The organism is Xanthomonas sp. NCPPB 1826 (assembly GCF_056725285.1).
In genome coordinates this window covers 1,516,868-1,535,330 of sequence record NZ_CM161521.1, presented here as the reverse complement: position 1 = coordinate 1,535,330, position 18,463 = coordinate 1,516,868, and the positions used below count along the sequence as shown (strand labels likewise).

General features: G+C 66.0%; 13 protein-coding genes. 3 read left to right on the top strand and 10 right to left on the bottom strand.

Going from position 1 to position 18,463, the window contains the following annotated elements:
• Positions 1-132 precede the first annotated feature (132 nt).
• Positions 133-1,782 (top strand): glycoside hydrolase family 43 protein, encoded by a 1,650-nt coding sequence (locus AC1PLA_RS06625; RefSeq protein ID WP_481106166.1) that lies wholly within the window; start codon positions 133-135, stop codon positions 1,780-1,782.
• A 231-nt stretch (positions 1,783-2,013) separates the two neighbouring features.
• On the opposite strand, the gene AC1PLA_RS06620 is transcribed toward AC1PLA_RS06625, so the two are convergent.
• The 6 genes from AC1PLA_RS06620 to AC1PLA_RS06595 are packed head-to-tail and all read right to left on the bottom strand — an operon-like array spanning position 2,014 to position 7,433.
• Positions 2,014-3,972 (bottom strand): response regulator, encoded by a 1,959-nt coding sequence (locus tag AC1PLA_RS06620; RefSeq protein ID WP_481105819.1) that lies wholly within the window; start codon positions 3,970-3,972, stop codon positions 2,014-2,016.
• Positions 3,962-4,837, bottom strand: coding sequence for a sensor histidine kinase (locus tag AC1PLA_RS06615; RefSeq protein ID WP_016901510.1), 876 nt, complete (start codon positions 4,835-4,837; stop codon positions 3,962-3,964). Before AC1PLA_RS06615 ends, AC1PLA_RS06620 begins: the two co-directional genes overlap by 11 nt.
• Positions 4,834-5,844 carry an ATP-binding protein gene (locus AC1PLA_RS06610; protein WP_104570222.1) on the bottom strand — a complete coding sequence of 337 codons (1,011 nt, stop codon included), beginning with the start codon at positions 5,842-5,844 and terminating at the stop codon, positions 4,834-4,836. The genes AC1PLA_RS06615 and AC1PLA_RS06610 overlap by 4 nt, the downstream gene beginning before the upstream one ends.
• Positions 5,835-6,230: an ATP-binding protein gene (locus AC1PLA_RS06605; protein ID WP_016901512.1), complete on the bottom strand. Its 396-nt coding sequence runs from the start codon at positions 6,228-6,230 to the stop codon at positions 5,835-5,837. Before AC1PLA_RS06605 ends, AC1PLA_RS06610 begins: the two co-directional genes overlap by 10 nt.
• Positions 6,227-6,589, bottom strand: coding sequence for an STAS domain-containing protein (locus AC1PLA_RS06600; protein WP_016901513.1), 363 nt, complete (start codon positions 6,587-6,589; stop codon positions 6,227-6,229). The genes AC1PLA_RS06605 and AC1PLA_RS06600 overlap by 4 nt, the downstream gene beginning before the upstream one ends.
• Position 6,590: 1 nt before the next feature.
• Positions 6,591-7,433, bottom strand: a complete 843-nt coding sequence (locus tag AC1PLA_RS06595; protein ID WP_039528520.1) for an STAS domain-containing protein — start codon at positions 7,431-7,433, stop codon at positions 6,591-6,593.
• Between the two features lie 544 nt (positions 7,434-7,977).
• Between AC1PLA_RS06595 and AC1PLA_RS06590 the strand changes: the two genes are divergently transcribed.
• Positions 7,978-9,078 (top strand): NADH:flavin oxidoreductase/NADH oxidase, encoded by a 1,101-nt coding sequence (locus AC1PLA_RS06590; protein WP_016901515.1) that lies wholly within the window; start codon positions 7,978-7,980, stop codon positions 9,076-9,078.
• Between the two features lie 981 nt (positions 9,079-10,059).
• Here the strand turns inward: AC1PLA_RS06590 and AC1PLA_RS06585 are convergent.
• The 3 genes from AC1PLA_RS06585 to AC1PLA_RS06575 form a co-directional block, all read right to left on the bottom strand.
• A complete protein-coding gene (locus AC1PLA_RS06585; RefSeq protein ID WP_481105818.1) occupies positions 10,060-12,384 on the bottom strand; it encodes a tetratricopeptide repeat protein in 2,325 nt (774 codons plus the stop codon).
• A gap of 24 nt (positions 12,385-12,408) precedes the next feature.
• Entirely contained in the window at positions 12,409-14,277 is a 1,869-nt protein-coding gene (locus tag AC1PLA_RS06580) for an ATP-binding protein (RefSeq protein ID WP_481105817.1), read from the bottom strand.
• A 221-nt stretch (positions 14,278-14,498) separates the two neighbouring features.
• Positions 14,499-15,854, bottom strand: coding sequence for a helix-turn-helix transcriptional regulator (locus tag AC1PLA_RS06575; RefSeq protein ID WP_024940067.1), 1,356 nt, complete (start codon positions 15,852-15,854; stop codon positions 14,499-14,501).
• 910 nt (positions 15,855-16,764) lie between these two features.
• Here AC1PLA_RS06575 and AC1PLA_RS06570 point away from each other — a divergent pair.
• Positions 16,765-17,550 carry a winged helix-turn-helix domain-containing protein gene (locus tag AC1PLA_RS06570; protein WP_039522641.1) on the top strand — a complete coding sequence of 262 codons (786 nt, stop codon included), beginning with the start codon at positions 16,765-16,767 and terminating at the stop codon, positions 17,548-17,550.
• 414 nt (positions 17,551-17,964) lie between these two features.
• On the opposite strand, the gene AC1PLA_RS06565 is transcribed toward AC1PLA_RS06570, so the two are convergent.
• On the bottom strand, positions 17,965-18,351 hold the full coding sequence (locus tag AC1PLA_RS06565; protein WP_016901521.1) for a DUF805 domain-containing protein: 387 nt from the start codon (positions 18,349-18,351) through the stop codon (positions 17,965-17,967).
• Between the last annotated feature and the right edge of the window lie 112 nt (positions 18,352-18,463).

The window sequence follows — 18,463 nt, the reverse complement described above, 5'->3', positions numbered from 1 at the left end:
CGTTGCAGAGCCATGCCTCGGCGCACGCCAGGCATTTCGAAACGGCATGCCTGCGCTGGCTGCGTGCTGTCATGCTGGCGCCATGCGGACGCGCTCAGCGGAGAGGAACAGAGCTTGAAACGACTTGGATGGATGGCGGGCGTACTGGCCGCGGTGAGTTGTCAGCTGGCGCAGGCCGGCAGCGCGGTGATCAGCCGGATCGACTACCAGGGCGATGACGGCGGCCCGGTACCGACTGCCGCGCAGTACCGCAACCCGGTCGTGGCCGGGTTCCATCCGGACCCGTCGGCGGTCCGCGTCGGCGACGACTTCTATCTGGTCAACTCCAGCTTCGGCTATTTCCCCGGCCTGCCGGTGTTCAAGAGCCGCGATCTGGTGAACTGGACGCAGATCGGCAACGCGATCGATCGCCCCGATCAAATCAAATACGGCAACGACGAACTCACCCGCGGCCTGTTCGCCGCCAGCATCAGCCACCACGACGGCACCTTCTACATCGCCAACACCTGTTTCTACTGCGATGGCGGCAATTTCCTGATCACCGCCAAGGACCCGGCCGGGCCCTGGTCGGACCCGATCTGGCTGGATGCCAAGGGCATCGACCCATCGCTGTTCTTCGACGACGACGGCAGCGCCTGGCTGGTCAACAACGATGTGCCGGCCGGCAAGCTGCGTTACGACGGACACCGCGCGATCTGGCTGCAGCGGCTGGATCTGGCCAGCATGAAGCTGGTCGGCACGCGCCAGGTGCTGGTGGATGCGGGCTTCCAACCTGCCAGCAACCCCGAGCATATCGAAGGCCCGCACCTGTTCCGTCGCGATGGCTATTACTACCTGACCGCAGCCGAGGGCGGCACCGGCGAGCAGCATGCACAGATGATCTACCGCAGCCGCCAGATCGCCGGGCCCTACCAGCCCTGGAGCGGCAATCCGGTGCTGACCCAGCGCGATCTGGACCCCAGCCGCAGCGCGCCGATCACCTCCGCCGGCCACGCGCAACTGGTCGAATTGCAGGACGGCTCCTGGTGGGCGGTGTTCCTGGCCACCCGCCCGTATCAAGGCAACCACTACACCCTGGGCCGCGAAACCTTCCTGCTGCCGGTGCAATGGCGCGACGGCTGGCCGGTGATATTGCCGCACGGCACGGCTGTGCCTGCGGTCGCCACGCGCCCGCCGCTGCCGGCAGACCCGCAGCGCATACCCACCAGCGGGCCGATGCAGTGGAGCGAGCATTTCCAGGACGCGCGCGTGCCGATGCAATGGATGACCGTCCATCCGCCAACGACGCCGTGGTATGTCACCGGCCCGCAGGGTCTGCGCATCACGCCCTCGAGCGTGGCGCTGGGCGATATCGGCCTCGGGCAGCCGGCGTATCTGGGCCACCGTCTGCAGCACCACCACGCCACGCTGGCGGCGACCGTCGATGGCAGCACGCTGGCAGCGGGCGAACAGGCCGGGCTGGCAATCGTCGCCAGGGAAACGCATTACCTGGCCTTACTGCTGGTGCGCGAGGATGCCGGCATGTCGGTGCTGCTGTCGCGCCGCGCCGGGACGCAGGAGCCAGGCAGCGGCACCGTGCTGGCGCGCGCGCCGCTGGCCGATGCAACCCAACCGGTCACGCTGCGCTTCGCCCTGGATGGCGCACGCGTGCATGTGGATTACGCGGTCGGCAGCGGCCAGTGGCAGACACTGCTGGAACAGGGCGATGCCCGCATGCTCAGCACCGACAGTGCCGGCGGTTTTCTGGGTGCCACGTTCGGCCCCTACGCGTACGCGCAGTGAGCGCGCGCACGCCAACGACACGCCGGCGCTGCCGGCGCACTGGACAAGCATCCACTGCAGCCAGGCGCGTGCAACATGGCGTGTCAGGCACAGGCGGCGCACACCTGAAACACACGTAGCTCGACATTGGACTGGACGCGGTCAACGCCTGAGGCGGCGCGCGCACATCGTCGTCATCGTCGCGCGGCAGACGCAGGCACCGACAGCTGGCGCCTACGCGCGTAAACCGCGTCAGGCGCGGGCGGCGATCACGCTGCTATCGAGCATCTGCCCGACCATGTTGAGCAGGTCGTTGAGGCTGAAAGGTTTGGGCAGCAGCGCCATGCCGTCGGCCAGGAATTCCTGGCGGGTGGCGGCGTTTTCGGCGTAGCCGGTGATGAACAGGATCGGCAAGCCGGGCCGCAGCGCGCGCGCGACATCGGCCATGTCGCGCCCGTTTATGCCGGGCAGGCCGACGTCGGACACCACCAGATCGATCTCCACCCCGGCACGCAACTGATCCAGCGCGCCGTTGGCATCTTCGGCTTCGACCACGTGGTAGCCGGCATCGCTGAGCACCTCGCTCACCATCATGCGCACCACGTCGGTGTCGTCCACCAGCAGGATGCGCTCGCTGCGTGTACGGGGCGAACTCGGTGCCGGTGCCGGCGGCACTGCGCTGGCGGTAAGCCCGCGCGGCAGCAGCAGGGCCACCGTGGTCCCGCGGCCCACGGTGCTGGTGATGCGGGCGGTGCCGCCCGACTGGCGCGCAAAGCCATAGGTCATCGACAAGCCCAGGCCGGTGCCCTCGCCGATCGGCTTGGTGGTGAAGAACGGCTCGAAGACCTGATTGAGGATGGCCGGCTCGATGCCGCTGCCGTTGTCGATCACGTTCACCGCCACGTAATCGCCATCGTCCAGTTCCGGATCGCCTTGCGCGGTATAGGCCGCGCTCTGGATGCGGATGGTGCCCCGGCCCTTCAACGCGTCGCGTGCGTTGATCACCAGGTTAAGCACCACGTTTTCGAGCTGATTGGCATCGGCCACCGCCACCAGCGGCGTGTCCGCCAGCTCCAGTTCCAGCACGATGTTCTCGCCGATCGAGCGGTGCAGCATGTCTTCCAGCGAACGCACGCGTGCATTGATGTCGAAGGCCTGCGCATCCAGCGATTGCTTGCGTGCAAAGGCCAGCATGCGCTGGGTCAGCGCGGCGGCGCGATGCGCCGAGCCGGTGGCGATCTCGGCCAGCCGCGGCACCCGCTCGATGCGGTTGGACTCGACCGCCAGCTGGATCATGTCCAGGCCGGAAATGATGCTGGTCAGCAGATTGTTGAAGTCGTGCGCGATGCCGCCGGTGAGCTTGCCCAGCGCTTCCATCTTCTGCGCCTGCAGCAACTGGATTTCGGTGCGCTGGCGCTCGGCGATCTGGTGGGCCAGCTCGGTGGTGGCGGTATCCAGTTCCTGGCGCTGCTCACGCTCGCGCAGGCGCTGTTCGGTGACATCCTCGACCAGCAGCAGGCCCAGATCTGGCTCGCGATACGGCGACACGCGCCACTCGGTTTCGCACACCTTGCCCTCGCGCAGGATCGACAAGGCGCCGCTCCAGCGCTCGCGCTGCGCAAGCGCGTCGGTCAGCGCCTGCACGGTGGCGGCCTGGTCCACGCCGGGCACGGCAAGCGCCTCGCCGGGCGTGACGGTGCCGATCAGGCGCTGAAACGCCGCATTGGCCTCATGCGTGTGCAGCCTGGCATCGACCACCGCAATCGGTGCGCTGATGTGCTCGAAGATCTCGCGGAAGCGTGCCTCGCTGATACGCAAGGCGTCTTCGGCCTGGCGCGCGCGCAACAGGGTGCGCAGCGTGGCGACCAGCACGCTGGGGTCGACCGGGTGAATCAGGTAGGCGTCGGCACCGGCCTCCAGGCCGGTGATCATGTCGCCGGTGGCGATCGATGCCGCCGACACGTGCACCACCGGCAGCAACGCGGTGCGCGGCTCGGCGCGTAGCGTGCGCACGATGTCAAAGCCGCTCATGTCCGGCAGATTGACGTCCAGCACCACCGCAGAGAATGCCTGCTCGGCCAGTTTGGCCAGGCCGTCGGTGCCGGTGCCGGCTTCGTCGACCACGAACTGGTGGTGTTCGAGCACGCGGCGTACCGAATAACGCGTCACCGCGTTGTCGTCGACCACCAGAATGTGCGGCTTACTGCCCAAGTGCATCCTCCGCTGCCAGCGTGACCGGCAGCACCACGAAAAATTCCGAGCCCTGCCCGACCACGCTGTTGATCCCCACCGTGCCGCCCAGCAACTCGGCGAACCGCTTGCAGATCGACAGCCCCAGACCGGTGCCGGTGAGGCGTTTCTGCAACGGCGAATCCACCTGTACAAAATCCTCGAACAAGGCGTCGTGAAGCTCGGCCGGAATGCCGATGCCGGTGTCCTGCACGCCGAAGCGCACATGGGTCTCGCCTTCCAGCTGCGCGAACACGCGCACATGGCCTTGCGGGGTGAACTTGAGCGCGTTGGAAATGAAGTTGCGCAGGATTTGCGCCAGCTTCTTGTCGTCGGTATAGAGCATCGGCAGCACCGGCGGATCTTCGAAGATCAAGGTGGTGCTGCCGGCATCGGTGAGCGGGCGGAACATGCCGCGCAAGGCCGCAAACAGGTCCATCAGGTCGAACCAGCCCGGCGAGATGGTGATGCGCCCGGCCTCGATCTTGGCCAGATCCAGCAGGTCGTCGACCATCTCGGTGAGCTCGCGTGCCGAGGCGCTGACAAAGCGCACCTGCTTGGACTGCTCGGCAGTCAGCGGCCCGTCCATGCCGTCTTCCAGCAGCCGCGTGATGCTCAGAATCGAGCTGAGCGGGGTGCGGAACTCGTGGCTCATGTACGACAGGAAGCGGCTCTTGAGCTCGGACACGTCGCGCAGCTGTTCGGCCTGCTGATCCAGCTCGGCATACAGCGCCAGCACGCCCTGGTTGGTCTCCTCCAGCTCTTCGCGCAGGGCCTGGTTCTGCCGCCGCAGCGCGTCCAGTTCGGCCAGCGGATCGAGCGGCGGTGTCTCACCGGAAGCATTCATTGCAGGCCTCCCAGCCGCATGACAAATACGCCGCAATCGTCGCGGCCACGCGTGTAATCGCGCAACAGCACCGCCGCAATCAGACGCGGATGGCGCGACAGCAGGCCCGGGTGATCGCGCAGGTTCCAGCGCGATTGCAGGCCATCGCTGTGCATGACCAGCAGCTTGCCGGCGGCGTCCGCAAAATCGAACGGCTGCGCCTTGCGGAACTGCACCCCGACGATGCCCGGATGCGACGGCATGCCACGCACGCCGTCGCCGTCGCACAGCGAGGCGACGATATTGCCGACACCGGCAAAGCGCACCCGGCCGGTGCTGCTGTCGAACTGCATCACCGCCGCCGCGCCGCCGCGGGTGCCGGACATGCCGGCATGCAGCTGCGCGATGCGCTCGCCGGGCTCGCCGCGGGCCGTGGCTGCAGCGCGCGTCCCGGCATCGGCAGCATCGGCGGCGCCCGGACCGTGGCCAAGGCCATCGATCACGGTGACGGTCGCCCGCTGGTCGCCAATCGCCAGATGCCAGGCATCGCCGCACACCGTTTCGCTGTGCAGCGGCAGGCGGATGGCGCCGTACGGCAGGTCCAGCTCGGCGCGTTGCTGCGCAAACAGCCGTGCCATCACCACCGCACCCTTGGCATCGGAATACGCATCCAGCACCTGCGCCTGGCGCTGGATCGCGCCCAGACCGGTGCCCGGCGTGCCGGCGGTGGAATAACCATCGCGCAGGCCGTCCACGAGTGCGAACCCGGGGCCGCCGTCGATGGCGCAGATCTCCACGCCCATGCCCTGGCGTGCGGCCACCGTGGACAACTGCAGCCAGCCGCCACGTCCATGCTTGACCATGTTGGTGGCAAGCTCGGTGGCCACCAGCGCCACGCGCCCGCCGGCGGCCTCATCGAAACCCAGCGTCTGTGCCAGCGCCGCCGCCTCGCGCCGTGCCTGCCCGACCTGGCTGGTTTCGTCGACGCGAAACGCGCGCGTGACCTCGCCAGCAAGCATCACTTCCATTTGGTGATGGTGATGCGCGTGCCCTTGCCGGCTGCGGTGTCCAGCACGAAATCATCCACCAGCCGACGGCTGCCGGACAGGCCCAGTCCCAGTCCGCTGCCGGAGGTCCAGCCATCGGTGAGCGCCAGATCCAGGTCGGGAATGCCGGGGCCTTCGTCGCGGAAGGTCAGCTGCACGCCCTTGCGGATGCCGCTTTCCACCAGGGCCCAATCCATATCACCGCCACCGCCGTAGATCACGGTGTTGCGGGCAAGCTCGCTGGCTGCGGTGACCAGCTTGGTCTGGTCGACCAGACGCAGGCCGCACTGCACCACCAGCTTGCGTACCGTCTGCCGGGCCAGCACCACATCCTGTTCGGTGCGCACCGGTTGCGAACCGGTGGTCATGAATCGCGATCGGGTTGCTGCAACAGGCGCATGCCGCGTTCGACATTGAGCGCGGTGCGCACCGACGGCAGGGTCAGGCCCAGCTCGACCAGCGTGATCGCCACGGCCGGCTGCATGCCCACCACCACGGTCCTGGCATCCATGATCGCCGCCAGCCCGGAGATGGTGCTGATCATGCGGCCGATGAAGGAGTCGACGATGTCCAGTGCGGAAATGTCGATCAGCACGCCGCGCGCGGAGGTGGCGCTGATCTTTTCCGACAGGTCTTCCTGCAGCGTCATCGCCAGTTGGTCATGCATGTCCACCTGGATGGTGACCAGCAGCAGGTCGCCCATCCGCAGGATCGGGATGCGCTCCATGTCAGCCTGCCTTGCTGACGGTCACGCCGATGCGCTTGAGCGCCAGCGCCAGCGCGTCGGACAGGTTGGCCTTGGTGACGATGCCCTGCAGGTCCAGGCCCAGGTGCACGATGGTCTGCGCGATCTGCGGGCGCACCCCGCTGATGATGGCGTCGGCGCCCATCAGGCGGATCGCAGTGACGGTCTTGAGCAGGTGCTGCGCGACCAGCGTGTCCACGGTGGGCACGCCGGTGATGTCGATGATGGCGATTTCCGAGCCGGTATCGACGATGCGCTGCAGCAGCGACTCCATCACCACCTGGGTGCGCTGCGAATCCAGCGTGCCGATCATCGGCAGTGCCAGCACGCCATCCCACAGTTTGACCACCGGGGTGGACAGCTCCAGCATTTCTTCCTGCTGGCGCACGATGATGTCTTCGCGGGTCTTCTGGAACGCCTTGACGGTGTACAGGCCCAGACGGTCCAGCAGCTCGGACAGCGCCCACAGCTGCTGGCCCAGTTCTTCAGGCGTATCGGCGTACTCGCGCTGCACCAGCGCAAACAGCACCCGCTTGAGCGAGAAGATGAAGTTGGCGGTTTCCTGCGAATCGAAGCCACGGGTGGCGCGGTCGCGCGACAGGTTTTCCAGGAAGCGACGCACCTCGCTCCAGTCGGCGCTATCCAGGCTGCTACCGCCGTCCTTCAGGGAAGCGACCAGCAGATGCAAAAAGTCCGCACTCTGGGTTTCGATGTCCTGCCGGGAAATCCGTCCGTCGCTGCCCAGGCTGGAGCCCAGCCATGCAGCCAACAATGCACTTTCCTGGCCACGAATCGCATCGATCGAGCGCTGCTGCAATGCCACCATGAGATCACCCGCCGAGAGTAGAAGAGAGAAGGCTGGGCATGCGGGACGATGGCGCCCCCTGACTGGCGCGGCGCCCCCACGCCGAAGCGCAGCAGAATAAAGCAATTCAGTTTCGGCAACCAGCGACGAACCTGTAGCGGTCAGAGGAACGTCCAGACAGAGTTTGACATTGCGGCGCACGCGGTGAACGTGAGCGCGACCACGCCTGGAAAGATGCGATGACTGCCGTCCCGTTCCCTTGCCACCGGCGCGACAATTGCGGGCGCGACGGCAGCCAATTGGCGTCCGCCGCAGGCTCGGCCGTGCATGCAGCCGCCGACCGCTGCGCAACGGTGGTCATGGCTTTGCGGGCAGAGCGCGCCTGACGCCGCCCCATACCTGTCGGAACCGCGCATCCCATGGCAGCGGACGCGCCCGCTGCGCCGGCAGGTCCGCTTGTCCACAACCGGCACCGCGTGCAACGCGCTGTGCCACCGGCAGGGTGTCTGCGCGGTAGCCGGGCGTGGTCTGATCGCAGCCTGCTTTTCTCAGGTGGTCGCTCTCCATGTCATCGCTGTTTTCTCCGTATCAACTCAAGGACGTCACGCTGCGCAACCGCATCGCGGTTCCGCCCATGTGCCAGTACACCGCCGTCGACGGCCTCAGCAACGCGTGGCATCAGGTGCACTACGCCAGCATGGCGCGCGGCGGTGCGGGCCTGGTCATCGTCGAAGCCACCGGCGTGTCGCCGGAAGGTCGCATCACCCCCGGGTGCCTGGGCCTGTGGAACGACGCCCAGGCCGAAGGACTGGCGCGCATCGCGGCATCGATCAGCGCTGCCGGCGCCGTGCCGGGGATCCAGATCGGCCACGCCGGCCGCAAGGCCAGTGCCAACCTGCCGTGGGAAGGCGACGACCACATCGCCGACGGCGACCCGCGCGGCTGGGACACCATCTCGCCCTCGGCCATCGCCTTCGGCGGCGGCCTGCCCAAAGTGCCGCGTGAGATGACGCTGGACGACATCGCCCGCGTGCGCGGCGATTTCGTCGCTGCCGCACAGCGCGCGCGCGATGCCGGCTTCCAGTGGCTGGAGCTGCATTTTGCCCACGGCTATCTGGCGCAGAGCTTCTTCTCGGTACACGCCAATCAACGCCAGGATCACTACGGCGGCACTGCCGACAACCGCGCGCGCTTCCTGCTGGAAACGCTGCAGGCCGTGCGTGCGGTCTGGCCGGAACAGCTGCCGCTCACCGCACGCTTTGGCGTGATCGAATTCGATGGCCGCGACGAAGAGACCCTGCAGGAAGCCATCGCACTGACGCGCAACTTCAAGCAAGGCGGCCTGGATCTGCTCAACGTCAGCATCGGCTTCAGCACCCCGACTGCGCAGATTCCGTGGGGACCGGCCTTGCTGGCGCCTTACGCCGAACGGGTCAGCCGCGAGGCGCAGCTGCCGGTTGCCTCGTCCTGGAACATCGACGATCCGCTGGAAGCCGACCGTGTCGTCGCCGCCGGACAGATGGAGCTGGTGATGGTCGGCCGCGCGCACCTGGCCAACCCGCACTGGCCGTATGACGCCGCATTGGCCCTGGGCGAAGAACGCCCGTCCTGGGTGCTGCCGCCCTCGTACGCGCACTGGCTGGAGCGTTACGGCAAGCGCAGCTGATCGGACAGCTGCGATGCACTGCGAGAGTGCGGTACGTGCAAATGCTTAGGTCTGCTGCGGGCGCTTGCACCGGGTTTCCAGGGATGGATTCCCGGCGTGTCCCGACACTGGATGCGGCGCCGCGCTGCCGACCAGCTCCGCAGACCTGGCAATCTTGTGCAAGAACCTCTGCCGGTTCCATGCGAATGCTTCGGTCTGCCGAGGGTGCTTGCACGCGTACCAGCGTGGGACACGCCGCAAGTACGTCCGTGTAGGCTCTGGCGCGGCATCCATGCCGCTCAAGGTCCCACGCCGGCACCCGCGCAAGCACCACCGGTTGTTGTCGGTTGCTGAAAGAAATGCGGAGAGCCTGTTGGGCCGTAGGTGCTTCGGCATGTCGCCATCGCTGACGATGTGGCAGCGGATAGATGGCTTACCGATTTGCATTGGCCACGGACTGAGCAGGCATCCACACGTACCCGAAAGCATTGCTTGCCGATCAGCGGTAGCAATCTTGAGAGCGCGGCGCCGCGTCCGGTGGGCGGGACCGTGTGGCGACATGGATGTCGCCACCGAGCCTCCAGGGATGGATTCACGGCGTGTCCCGACACTGGATGCGGCGCCGCGCCGCCGACCGACTCCGCACACCGAATCAATCTTGCGCACGACATCCACCGGTTCTACGCGAATGCTTCGGTCTGCCGAGGGCGCTTGCACGCGTACCGGCGTAGGACACGCCGCAAGTACGTCCATGTAGGCTCTGGCGCGGCATCCATGCCGCTCAAGGTCCCGCGCCGGCACGCGCGCAAGCACCACCGATTGCTATCGGTTGCGGAAAGAAATGCGAACAGCCAGATGAGCTGCACGTTCTTCCGAGCGCCACCATTCCTGACGACAGGCCAGCAGTTGGCACGCAACCACGCATGCCAATCCCGAATGCCCAATCCCCAATCCCGGCGGCGGCCGCGTCAGCAGCTAATGCGCGACGAGCCTGATCGCCGCCTACAGCCCGTAGCGCTCCACTGCGTCCAGATGCGGGCGCGGATCCTGATCGCAGGCCTCGGCCAGGCGCAGCCAGCACATCGGGTGCGCCCACTGCGCGGTTGTGGCCAGCAGGACGCGATGCAGTTCCAGCGGCGCCGCCGCTTCCGGCAGCGCCACGGTGAACAGCACGCCCGGCAAGCCCGTGCTCGCATCTTCCGCGTCGAATGCCTCCGCGTGCTCAGGATCGACCACACGATAGTCGTCGCGACTATGCAGCCACAGTTTCCAGCCACGCGCTTCGATGTCCTCGCGCAAGGCGTCGATCGCCTGCTCGCCGGGATGCACGCCATCCACCAGCCAGCTGCTGCCGTAACCGCCCGCCTCCAGCACATGCACCTGCGCATAGGTCGGCACGAAACGCTCGCGCTCGGCCTCGTCCTCCGGCGGCGGGTACAGCAGCTCCGCATCGAACACCACCCAGTCGCCGACATGCTGGCGCCGATGCGCCGGTGCATTTTCGACGATACGCGCGGTGACCGGGCCGGTGCGCCGCGCGTAGTACTCGGCAGCTTCGCCGTCATCCACGCAGCGCACGATTACCCAACCCCAGGTTTCTTCGACCACGCCACTAGTGCTGCTCAGCTCCATGCCGAGCGCCAGCGCCGAGGTGCGCACTGCGTCCCACTGCTGCGCCGCGCTGGCCGCGGTCATGTGATCCCAATGCGCCGAGCGCGGCTCTTCCATCAACTCGGTCAGCTGTCGATACACCTCGGTGGCATCGGCGAAGCGGCCGGTGTTGAGATACATGCGCCCCAGCAAGCCGCGCGCACCGTGCGAGCCGGGCGACAGTTCCAGCAACGCGGTGCAGGCCTGCTCCAGCGCCGGCCAATCGGCCAGCCGCTGGGCCAGCTGCGCCTCGCACCACAGCGCCGCCACCGGCACCAGCGGGCGATACAGCTGCGCCAGCCGGCGCAGGCCGGCCTCGTCGCCACGGCCCAGCAGCAGATTCATCAGCCGGAAGGTCGGGCTGGTTTCGCGATCGGCATGCCGCTGCACGAATGACCACAGCAGCGCGATCGCCTCGTCGTCGGCCGCACACGCACTCAATGCCGACGCCGTAGTGTCCACCAACTCGGCATCGTCGGGTCGCTCGGCCACTGCCTGCAGCAACCACTGCGCTTCGCGCTCGGGGTTACGCGCCACGTCTTCGCCCTGCGCATCCAGCCATGCCAGCAACTGCTCGGCGGGCACCGGCGCCGGCTCGCCGGCCGGTGCGGTCTCGATGCGCACGGCCAGACCGTCCAGCAATTGCGTGGCGCCCCGGTCCTGGCGCAACTTGGGCACGTGCGCACGCGCAAGCGCCAGGTGACGGCGCGCAGTCCACGCCGCGCCACGCTGCAAGGCCAGCCCGATCGCCATCTCGGCCGCCTCGATCAGGATGCGATGCGCACCGACCTGCGCGTAATGATCGAGCATCACCTGCAGGCGGCTGCCCAGATCCCAGGTATTGCGCTCGGGCTGGCGGGACACCAGCACCACCACGGCACGCAACCAGTGCAGGCGATAACGCGGCGCAACCTCGCGCCACGGCAGAAACGCCTCCAGTGCCTCGTCGTCGCGATTCAACATCGCCAAGGCGCGGGCTTTCTGCAAACGCCGCGGCTGACTGCAGTTGGCCCACTCCGCCCCCTCGCGCGCGGCCTCGCGTTCGCGCTGCTCGATCAGTGCCAGCGCATCTTCCGCGCGGCCCAGCGAGAGCAGGATCGAGATGCGCATGTCCGGCACGCCGTCGTAGATCTGCCCGCCATACGCAACAATGGTCTGCGACTGCTGGTCCAGATAACTCAGCGCCGCCTCGCCGCGTCCGTCGTCGAGCAAGGCGTCGGCTTTTTCGCAGCTCAGGCACTGGTAGCACGACCAGCTCGGATCGATGCGGCCCAGCGTTTCCTCGCAGACCTCGATGCGCTCTTCCACCCAGCCCGGACCGTCGATATTGGCGTAGCACGCGGCCAGATCCTGGGTCACGCACACCGACTGCGGGCATTCCACCGCATCAGGGCGGTGCGCGCGTTCGAACAGCGTCACCGCATCGCTCAGCGCACGCTCGCCTTCGCACAGGTTGCCGACCCGGTTGCGCATTTCCCAATGCCCGACGAACACCTCCAGCCACGGATTGGCCAGCGTCTTGCCCAGCGCACGCGCCTCGGGCAACAGCGCTTCGGCACGTTCGATCTGCAGGTCGCAGATATGGTCGGTCAGGCGCGTCAGCAGCTGCGCATTCTGCGGCTGCCCGGCTTCGCCCAGATCGTCCTGCAGCTTTTCTACCCAGTTCCAGATTTCCATCGTGTTGCTCCTTCGATGCGGCGCTCAGCGTGCCAGCAATTGGGTCACGGCCTCGGCAAGATCGCCGAAGGCCCGGTTCAAATCCGATCCGCCCGATGCGTTGGCACCGGGCTGCGGTTGGGTGCGCCCCTGCGCCGACACGATCACCTTCAGTGAGCGCAGCAGCCGTGCCGCCACCGCCGCCTGCGGATTGCCGGCACGCTGCGCCGCCAGCAGCGCCTGCAACGCCGGGTTGTCGAGATTCAGGTAGAGCCGCTGGGTCTGCCGTGCTTCGATCCCCGCCGTGAACTGCCGGGCCAGCCGCAGCGCAGCGGTGGACACGCGCTTGTCGTTTTCGTCCTGCTCCAGGCGGCGTTTCAGTTCGGCCTCGCGGTCAGGCACCACCACCAACGGCAATGCCTCGGGGCTGAAACGCGCCGGCACCAGCGCTTCGCCATCGCCCAGATGCTGTTCCAGCCAGGCCAGTTCGTCGGCCGGCAGCGTGTCCAGCTGGAACAACTGCCGGTTGCCCTGCTCGGTGCCCAGCTCGACCAGGCGCACGCCCTTGGCCTGCGCCCAGCGGCGCAGGAACGGCACCACCGCATAGCGGTTTCCGTAGGCCACCGGCACGCCCATCGCGCGGAACAGCATTTCTTCGAAGCCGCTGTCGCTGTCCAGGATCACGTGCACCGCGCCACGCGCCGGCAACTGCTGCGCCGGCAGGTCGCCCTGCGAGGTCGGCACCCGCACGTGTTCCATCAGCAACTCGAACAGACGCTCGTCGCACAAGGCAGCGCCCAGCAATGCCTCGTTATGCCGCAACAGGATGCGCCGCCAGGCTTCCGGCTGCTGACGCGCCACATCGGCCAGGCCCTGCACCAGCGCCTCGGACAATGCGTGCTGCACGGCCGCGTAGGTGGCATCGCGCTGCAGGTCCTCGCGGCTGGCGGTGGGCGTCAAGCGATTGGATTCGATCACGCCCCCGATAAAGCCCGCCCACGGCGGCAGCAGTTCGCGCGCGTTGTCGTCCAGCAGCATGCCACGCAGGAACACCGACAGATTGCGGTTGTCACTGGTGCCGTAGGTGGCCCCGTCCTGCACCCACAGCAGGCCGACCGCATCGCTGCCCTCCTCCGCGCGCACCGGCATGCAGCACAAGGGTTCGAAGTTGCGCTCGAAACGTGCGGCAAACTCGCGTTGACGCCGCCAGGCCTGCACCGGATGTAACGGCACCGCGTCGTGCATGCGCCACGGCGGCGGCTCGGGGTTAATCGCCTGGGTATCGGAGCCAATCCAGATCGGCTCGCGCAGCAACGCGCAATAGCGCGACAGGATCTCGCGCAGCCGTGTTTCCTGGGCCAACGACAGATAGTCATGGTGCAGTTCCAGCACCACTTCGGTCCCGACCTGCGCACGCGCCGGGATCGGGCTCACCGTGTATTGCTCGGCATTGCTGGAGATATAGCAATGCCCCAGCGTCGGGCTCTGGTAGGAGGTGGTGCGCACGGTGACGCGGCGCGCCAGCACGAAGGCCGACAGAAAGCCCAGCCCGAACATGCCGATCAGGCCGCTGTCCTCATGCCCGCCCTGACGCAGGCCGCGCGTATAACCCACGCCGACCGTGGCCAGGTAATCGTGGATTTCCTGCTGGGTCAGCCCGGCGCCGGTGTCGATGATGCGCACGATGCCCTGGGCAGCGTCGGCATTCACTTCGATGCGCGATTCGCCTTGCCAGTCGGGTTGTTCCAGCCGGCGACGCAGGATCGAGTCGTGCGCGTTCTGCACCAGCTCGCGCAGCGCGACCACCGGCGTGGAATACAGATGCTTGCTGAGGACGGACATCAGTCCGTTGAGATCGACGCCTGCACGGCGGATCTGGGAGGCGTCCGTCGCCTCGGAGGTGTGATCTTGCATGATCGTTCGTCGTTTCCTTGGCGGCCACGCCCATCCTCGGACGCGCCTTCCTGGGTGGCAGTGCGAGCCGAACAGGATAGCCGCAAGCCACGCCATACGCACGCGCGTCACACTATGACTGCCTTCAGCGCCTGGCCAGCCGTTCGGTCGCCATTGCAGCACACCCTTTGGAAACGACGCGCCACGGCCTGCGTCGACGCCCGGCCGTGGCGCGCAACGGCTTAGCGCTGCAGGGTTTCCATCGGTGCCTCATTGAAATGCTGGCGATAGCCCTTGGCCAGCGCCGAGCGGCTGCCCACGCCCCAGCGGCTGGCCGCCTGCAGCACGCTGCCGCAGCCGCCTTCGGCCAGCAGTTCGTCGCGAATGCTCTGCATCCGGTAACGACGCAGCACCTGGGTCGGCGACAGCCCGGTGGCGGACTTGAAGGCCTGCTGCAAGGCGCGCCCGGTGACGCCGATCTGCGCAGCCACCTCGTTGATCGATAGATCCGAGCGGTGCGCATTGGTGATCATGTAGGCGTACGCGCGCCGGTACTTGGCCGGCAGCCGCGCGGAGATGTCGTCGCTGACATGCGCCGGCGTGCCGCTTTCCAGCAGCCGCGGCGCCTGCACCTCGCTGCGCAGGCACTGCACCGCGCCCAGCGCATAGCGGTTGTACAGCAGCAGTGCCTGCTCGGTCTTGCCCAACGCCTGGCTGATCTTGGCCTGGCAATACTCGAACTCCAGATTCCAGCGCGGCGCGTGGTGCCGGCCGGCACCGGCCAGGGCACGCTCCGCCAGATCGGCGCGCCCCACCGCCAATGCGGCAAGCGCCAGCTCCACCTGCGCATCCTGCCGGGCGCAGGGCGGGCAACCGGTGGCGGCGGCCGGCAGCGCATCGATCTGCGCATCGAAACCGAAGGTGTCGCCACCGGCGATGCGCAGCAGATTGCGCACGTGGCGCATGCGCTGTGCGAGCACCGGCATGCTCTCGGCCAGATCGGCGATGCAGGCGCGCAGCTCGTTGGGCTCGAACGCGTGCGCCGCATCCTCCTGGCGCAGCGTGGCCTGCCAGAACACGTGGTCGCTCATCCGGTCGGCGCGCCGGATGCGCAACTGCGCAATCATGTCCAGGCGCAGCGCATTGGCGATGCGCAGCCACTCGGTTGCGCCGCTGTCCAGGTCCGCCAGCACGTCGTTGGCACGCTCAAGGGTCTGCAGCGCCAGCGTGCTCTGGCCCAGATGGAAATGGGTCAGCGCCTTGCCCAGCAGACTCTCCCCGCACAGGCAGGCAGGCGTCTCGCGGTCCATCGCCAGCTGTGCAAAGCAGTTCAATGCAGCGCTCAGGCGGCGCTGGCTCAGCATCAACCAGGCGGTATTGCGGCAGGACAGCAGCCGCAGTTGGCGCTGATGTCCGCGCATCGCCTTCAAGGCGTGACGGTAGGCGTCTTCGGCCTCCTCCTGGTATTCGAGGATCAACAAGGCATCGCCGCTGGCGCCGAGCAGGCCGACTTCGTCGTCGGCGCCATCCGCGGCGGCCTGGCCATCACGGCGTTGTTGAAGATGTTGCAGACCTTGCGGCCAGGCACCAACCAGCATCCTGCTTGTATAGGTAGGAAGACGGTCTGCGTACGACAACGCAGAGATCGCCGCGAAGTAGGTTGAAAGGATCATGCCGGGCTCTCTCATAGGGGGATGAGCAAAAACAACAATGCGCCGGTCTGGCTGGCGCAACCGATTGTATGCAGCGGATCCAATGGAATTTCTCACTCGAAGGCACTAAGAAAATCAAAAAACCTCACTCTGTCTCCTGGCAACCCAGTTATGCGGCATGCAGATAAAGGGCACTTTTTGCATACCGCCGGCGCTGTCATGCATAGGACATTGCACGCCATGCGAAACCGTATTGAAGACAGGACTTCTGCCGGAGAGAATTCGCAAGGCAATCCAAAGGCCAAGCCTTGCATTGGCTTGAGCGCTGTCCGGGCATGACGTGGCAATGGCTGCTGGCGCGGCGCTTCAGTAAATGAAAGATGCGCTTCAAACGATTGCCACGCGGTTTCGTTGCATCGACGAATTGGCGACATATTCCATGTGCGCTGCAAGCGCATGCAAATCGCAATACCGTGGTATAGACCTGGGCACGCGATGGAATGAACTCGGCGATCGCGTCTGTTGTTTCCCCGGATCGCCCGGCCTGCGCATTGCCCGATGTCGGAATTTTGTTAGTTACTCACGACGCATGCCCTGGATGTAAGAGCTGTGTTGCGCCTAAATGAGCGTACGTTAAAGCCGGCCTACCCAAAGCCGAAGAAAAGTACGCAGCAGTGAAACTTTCTGCCTCGGCAATGGTACATACCATTCGTCCGACCCCAGGTCGGATCCCCTGGCAGCCAAAGGCGATGGCGATGCACTTATCTCTACATGTGGGTTTTGTATTGGCGCCTGCTGTCCGCAACAGGCATCCGACGTACGACTGGTACGTGTGCAGACATGGGAAGGCCGGCTGATGCACGGCAACCTTCCCGGCAAGCAAGGATCGGCTTTCCTGTTGACGCAGGACGCGCGTCTGGCATCGCAGGTCAATGCGAGCCTCGCACCGCTCGCCCCGAGTTTTGCGGTGTTTTCCGACGAACTCGAACTTCTGCGCTCGCTGCGGCATTCCCCTTGCGAGCTATTGATCTTCGATGCGACCTGCGTTGCGTCGGACGACAGCTCATTGCTGGCCTGGCAACGCTGCCACAGCGGCCATCCCACGCCGTTGATCGTGCTGGGGCGTTTCGACTGTGCCCACGACATCCTGGCCTGGTACCGCGCCGGCGCACACGATGTGCTCGCCCTTCCCTTCAATTCCCACGAACTGCATGTGCGCGCAGCATTGGCGCTGTCGCCGGTGGCCGAGGCGTGCCCCGAGAGCCAGCAGCTGAGTGTGGGCCCTTACCAGCTGATCCGCGACGAAAATACCGTGTATCTGCACGGCAAGCCGATCGTGTTGACCGCACGCGAGTTCTCGATCGCCTGGCTGCTATTTTCCAGCCCCGGTGTGTGTTTCCGCCGCTGCCAGTTGGCCAAGGCGGTGTGGGGTAGCCACACCGAGTTCACCGACCGCACGATGGAGCAGCACATCTACAAGCTGCGCAAGAAGCTGCAACTGTGCAATCACAGCGGCGTGGTGCGCATCAGAACCGTGTATTCGCATGGGTACAAGCTGGAACTTGCCCTGCAGGACAAGGACGCACCGACGCCCGGCAAGGCCGTCAGCCCCAGCACCGCCCATCATGCTGCGGCTTGTTGAGCGATGCGGCCCTGCAAGAGCGAAGCGCGGCGATCGGCGGCGACCTGCGCTTGCTACCTGCTATCGACGCCTGCATTGCAGTGAATCGGCCGTTGCCATGCGTTGATCTGCTCAGGCATTAACTGGCAGAACTTCTTCGCCGGCTCCATGTCGAGTGGAAACGCACCCAGTTAATAGTTCAATAATGTATTGAACATACAAATAGAGCCTTGGCGCATTGCCGGTCGACTGCTTCCTACACCTTGGCAGGACGTCCAGGTTTTTGCCGGCAGTTGAAGAACACATCAATTGAGCTGAATTACGCACTCAAACGCACGCGTGTTGTTGGTGAGCCTGCGCCAACCGTACATCTCCAGAAACGACAATGGCGCGGAGAAGTCTCCGCGCCATTGTTCGATCAGGCCTTGTCCCCGCTTACTGCTTGGGATTCTCGCCGTACTCGTTCGGGCCGGGCGTGCCTTCCAGGCACATGAAGACCAGCACGATGAAGCCGCCGACGTACGGCACCAGGCTGATCAAATAGAACCAGCCCGACTTGCCCTGGTCGTGCAAGCGACGCACGGTCACCGCAATGCTCGGCACAATCAATGCCAGCACCACGATCCCCATGACGGCAGCAACCAGCCATGCCAGTGCACCAGGACCGTTCTCGCCGCCCATCAGTGCAGCCGCGATGCCGAACAGGCCGCCCAACACCAGCAGGACGATCGCCTGCAGCAGCATGAACATCCAATATTCCTTGCGGCGCGAGCGGCCATTGAAGTCGGCGTAGCGCTTGAGTGGCAACAACATCCATTCCATCGTGTTTCTCCTGATAACGCGCAGTGAGCGCTGTCCGTGATCCGGTGCACAGTGCAACGGGCCGCGCATGTTGCCATAGCCGCCCTGCGCTGAAAACGTTTTCTTATCGGCT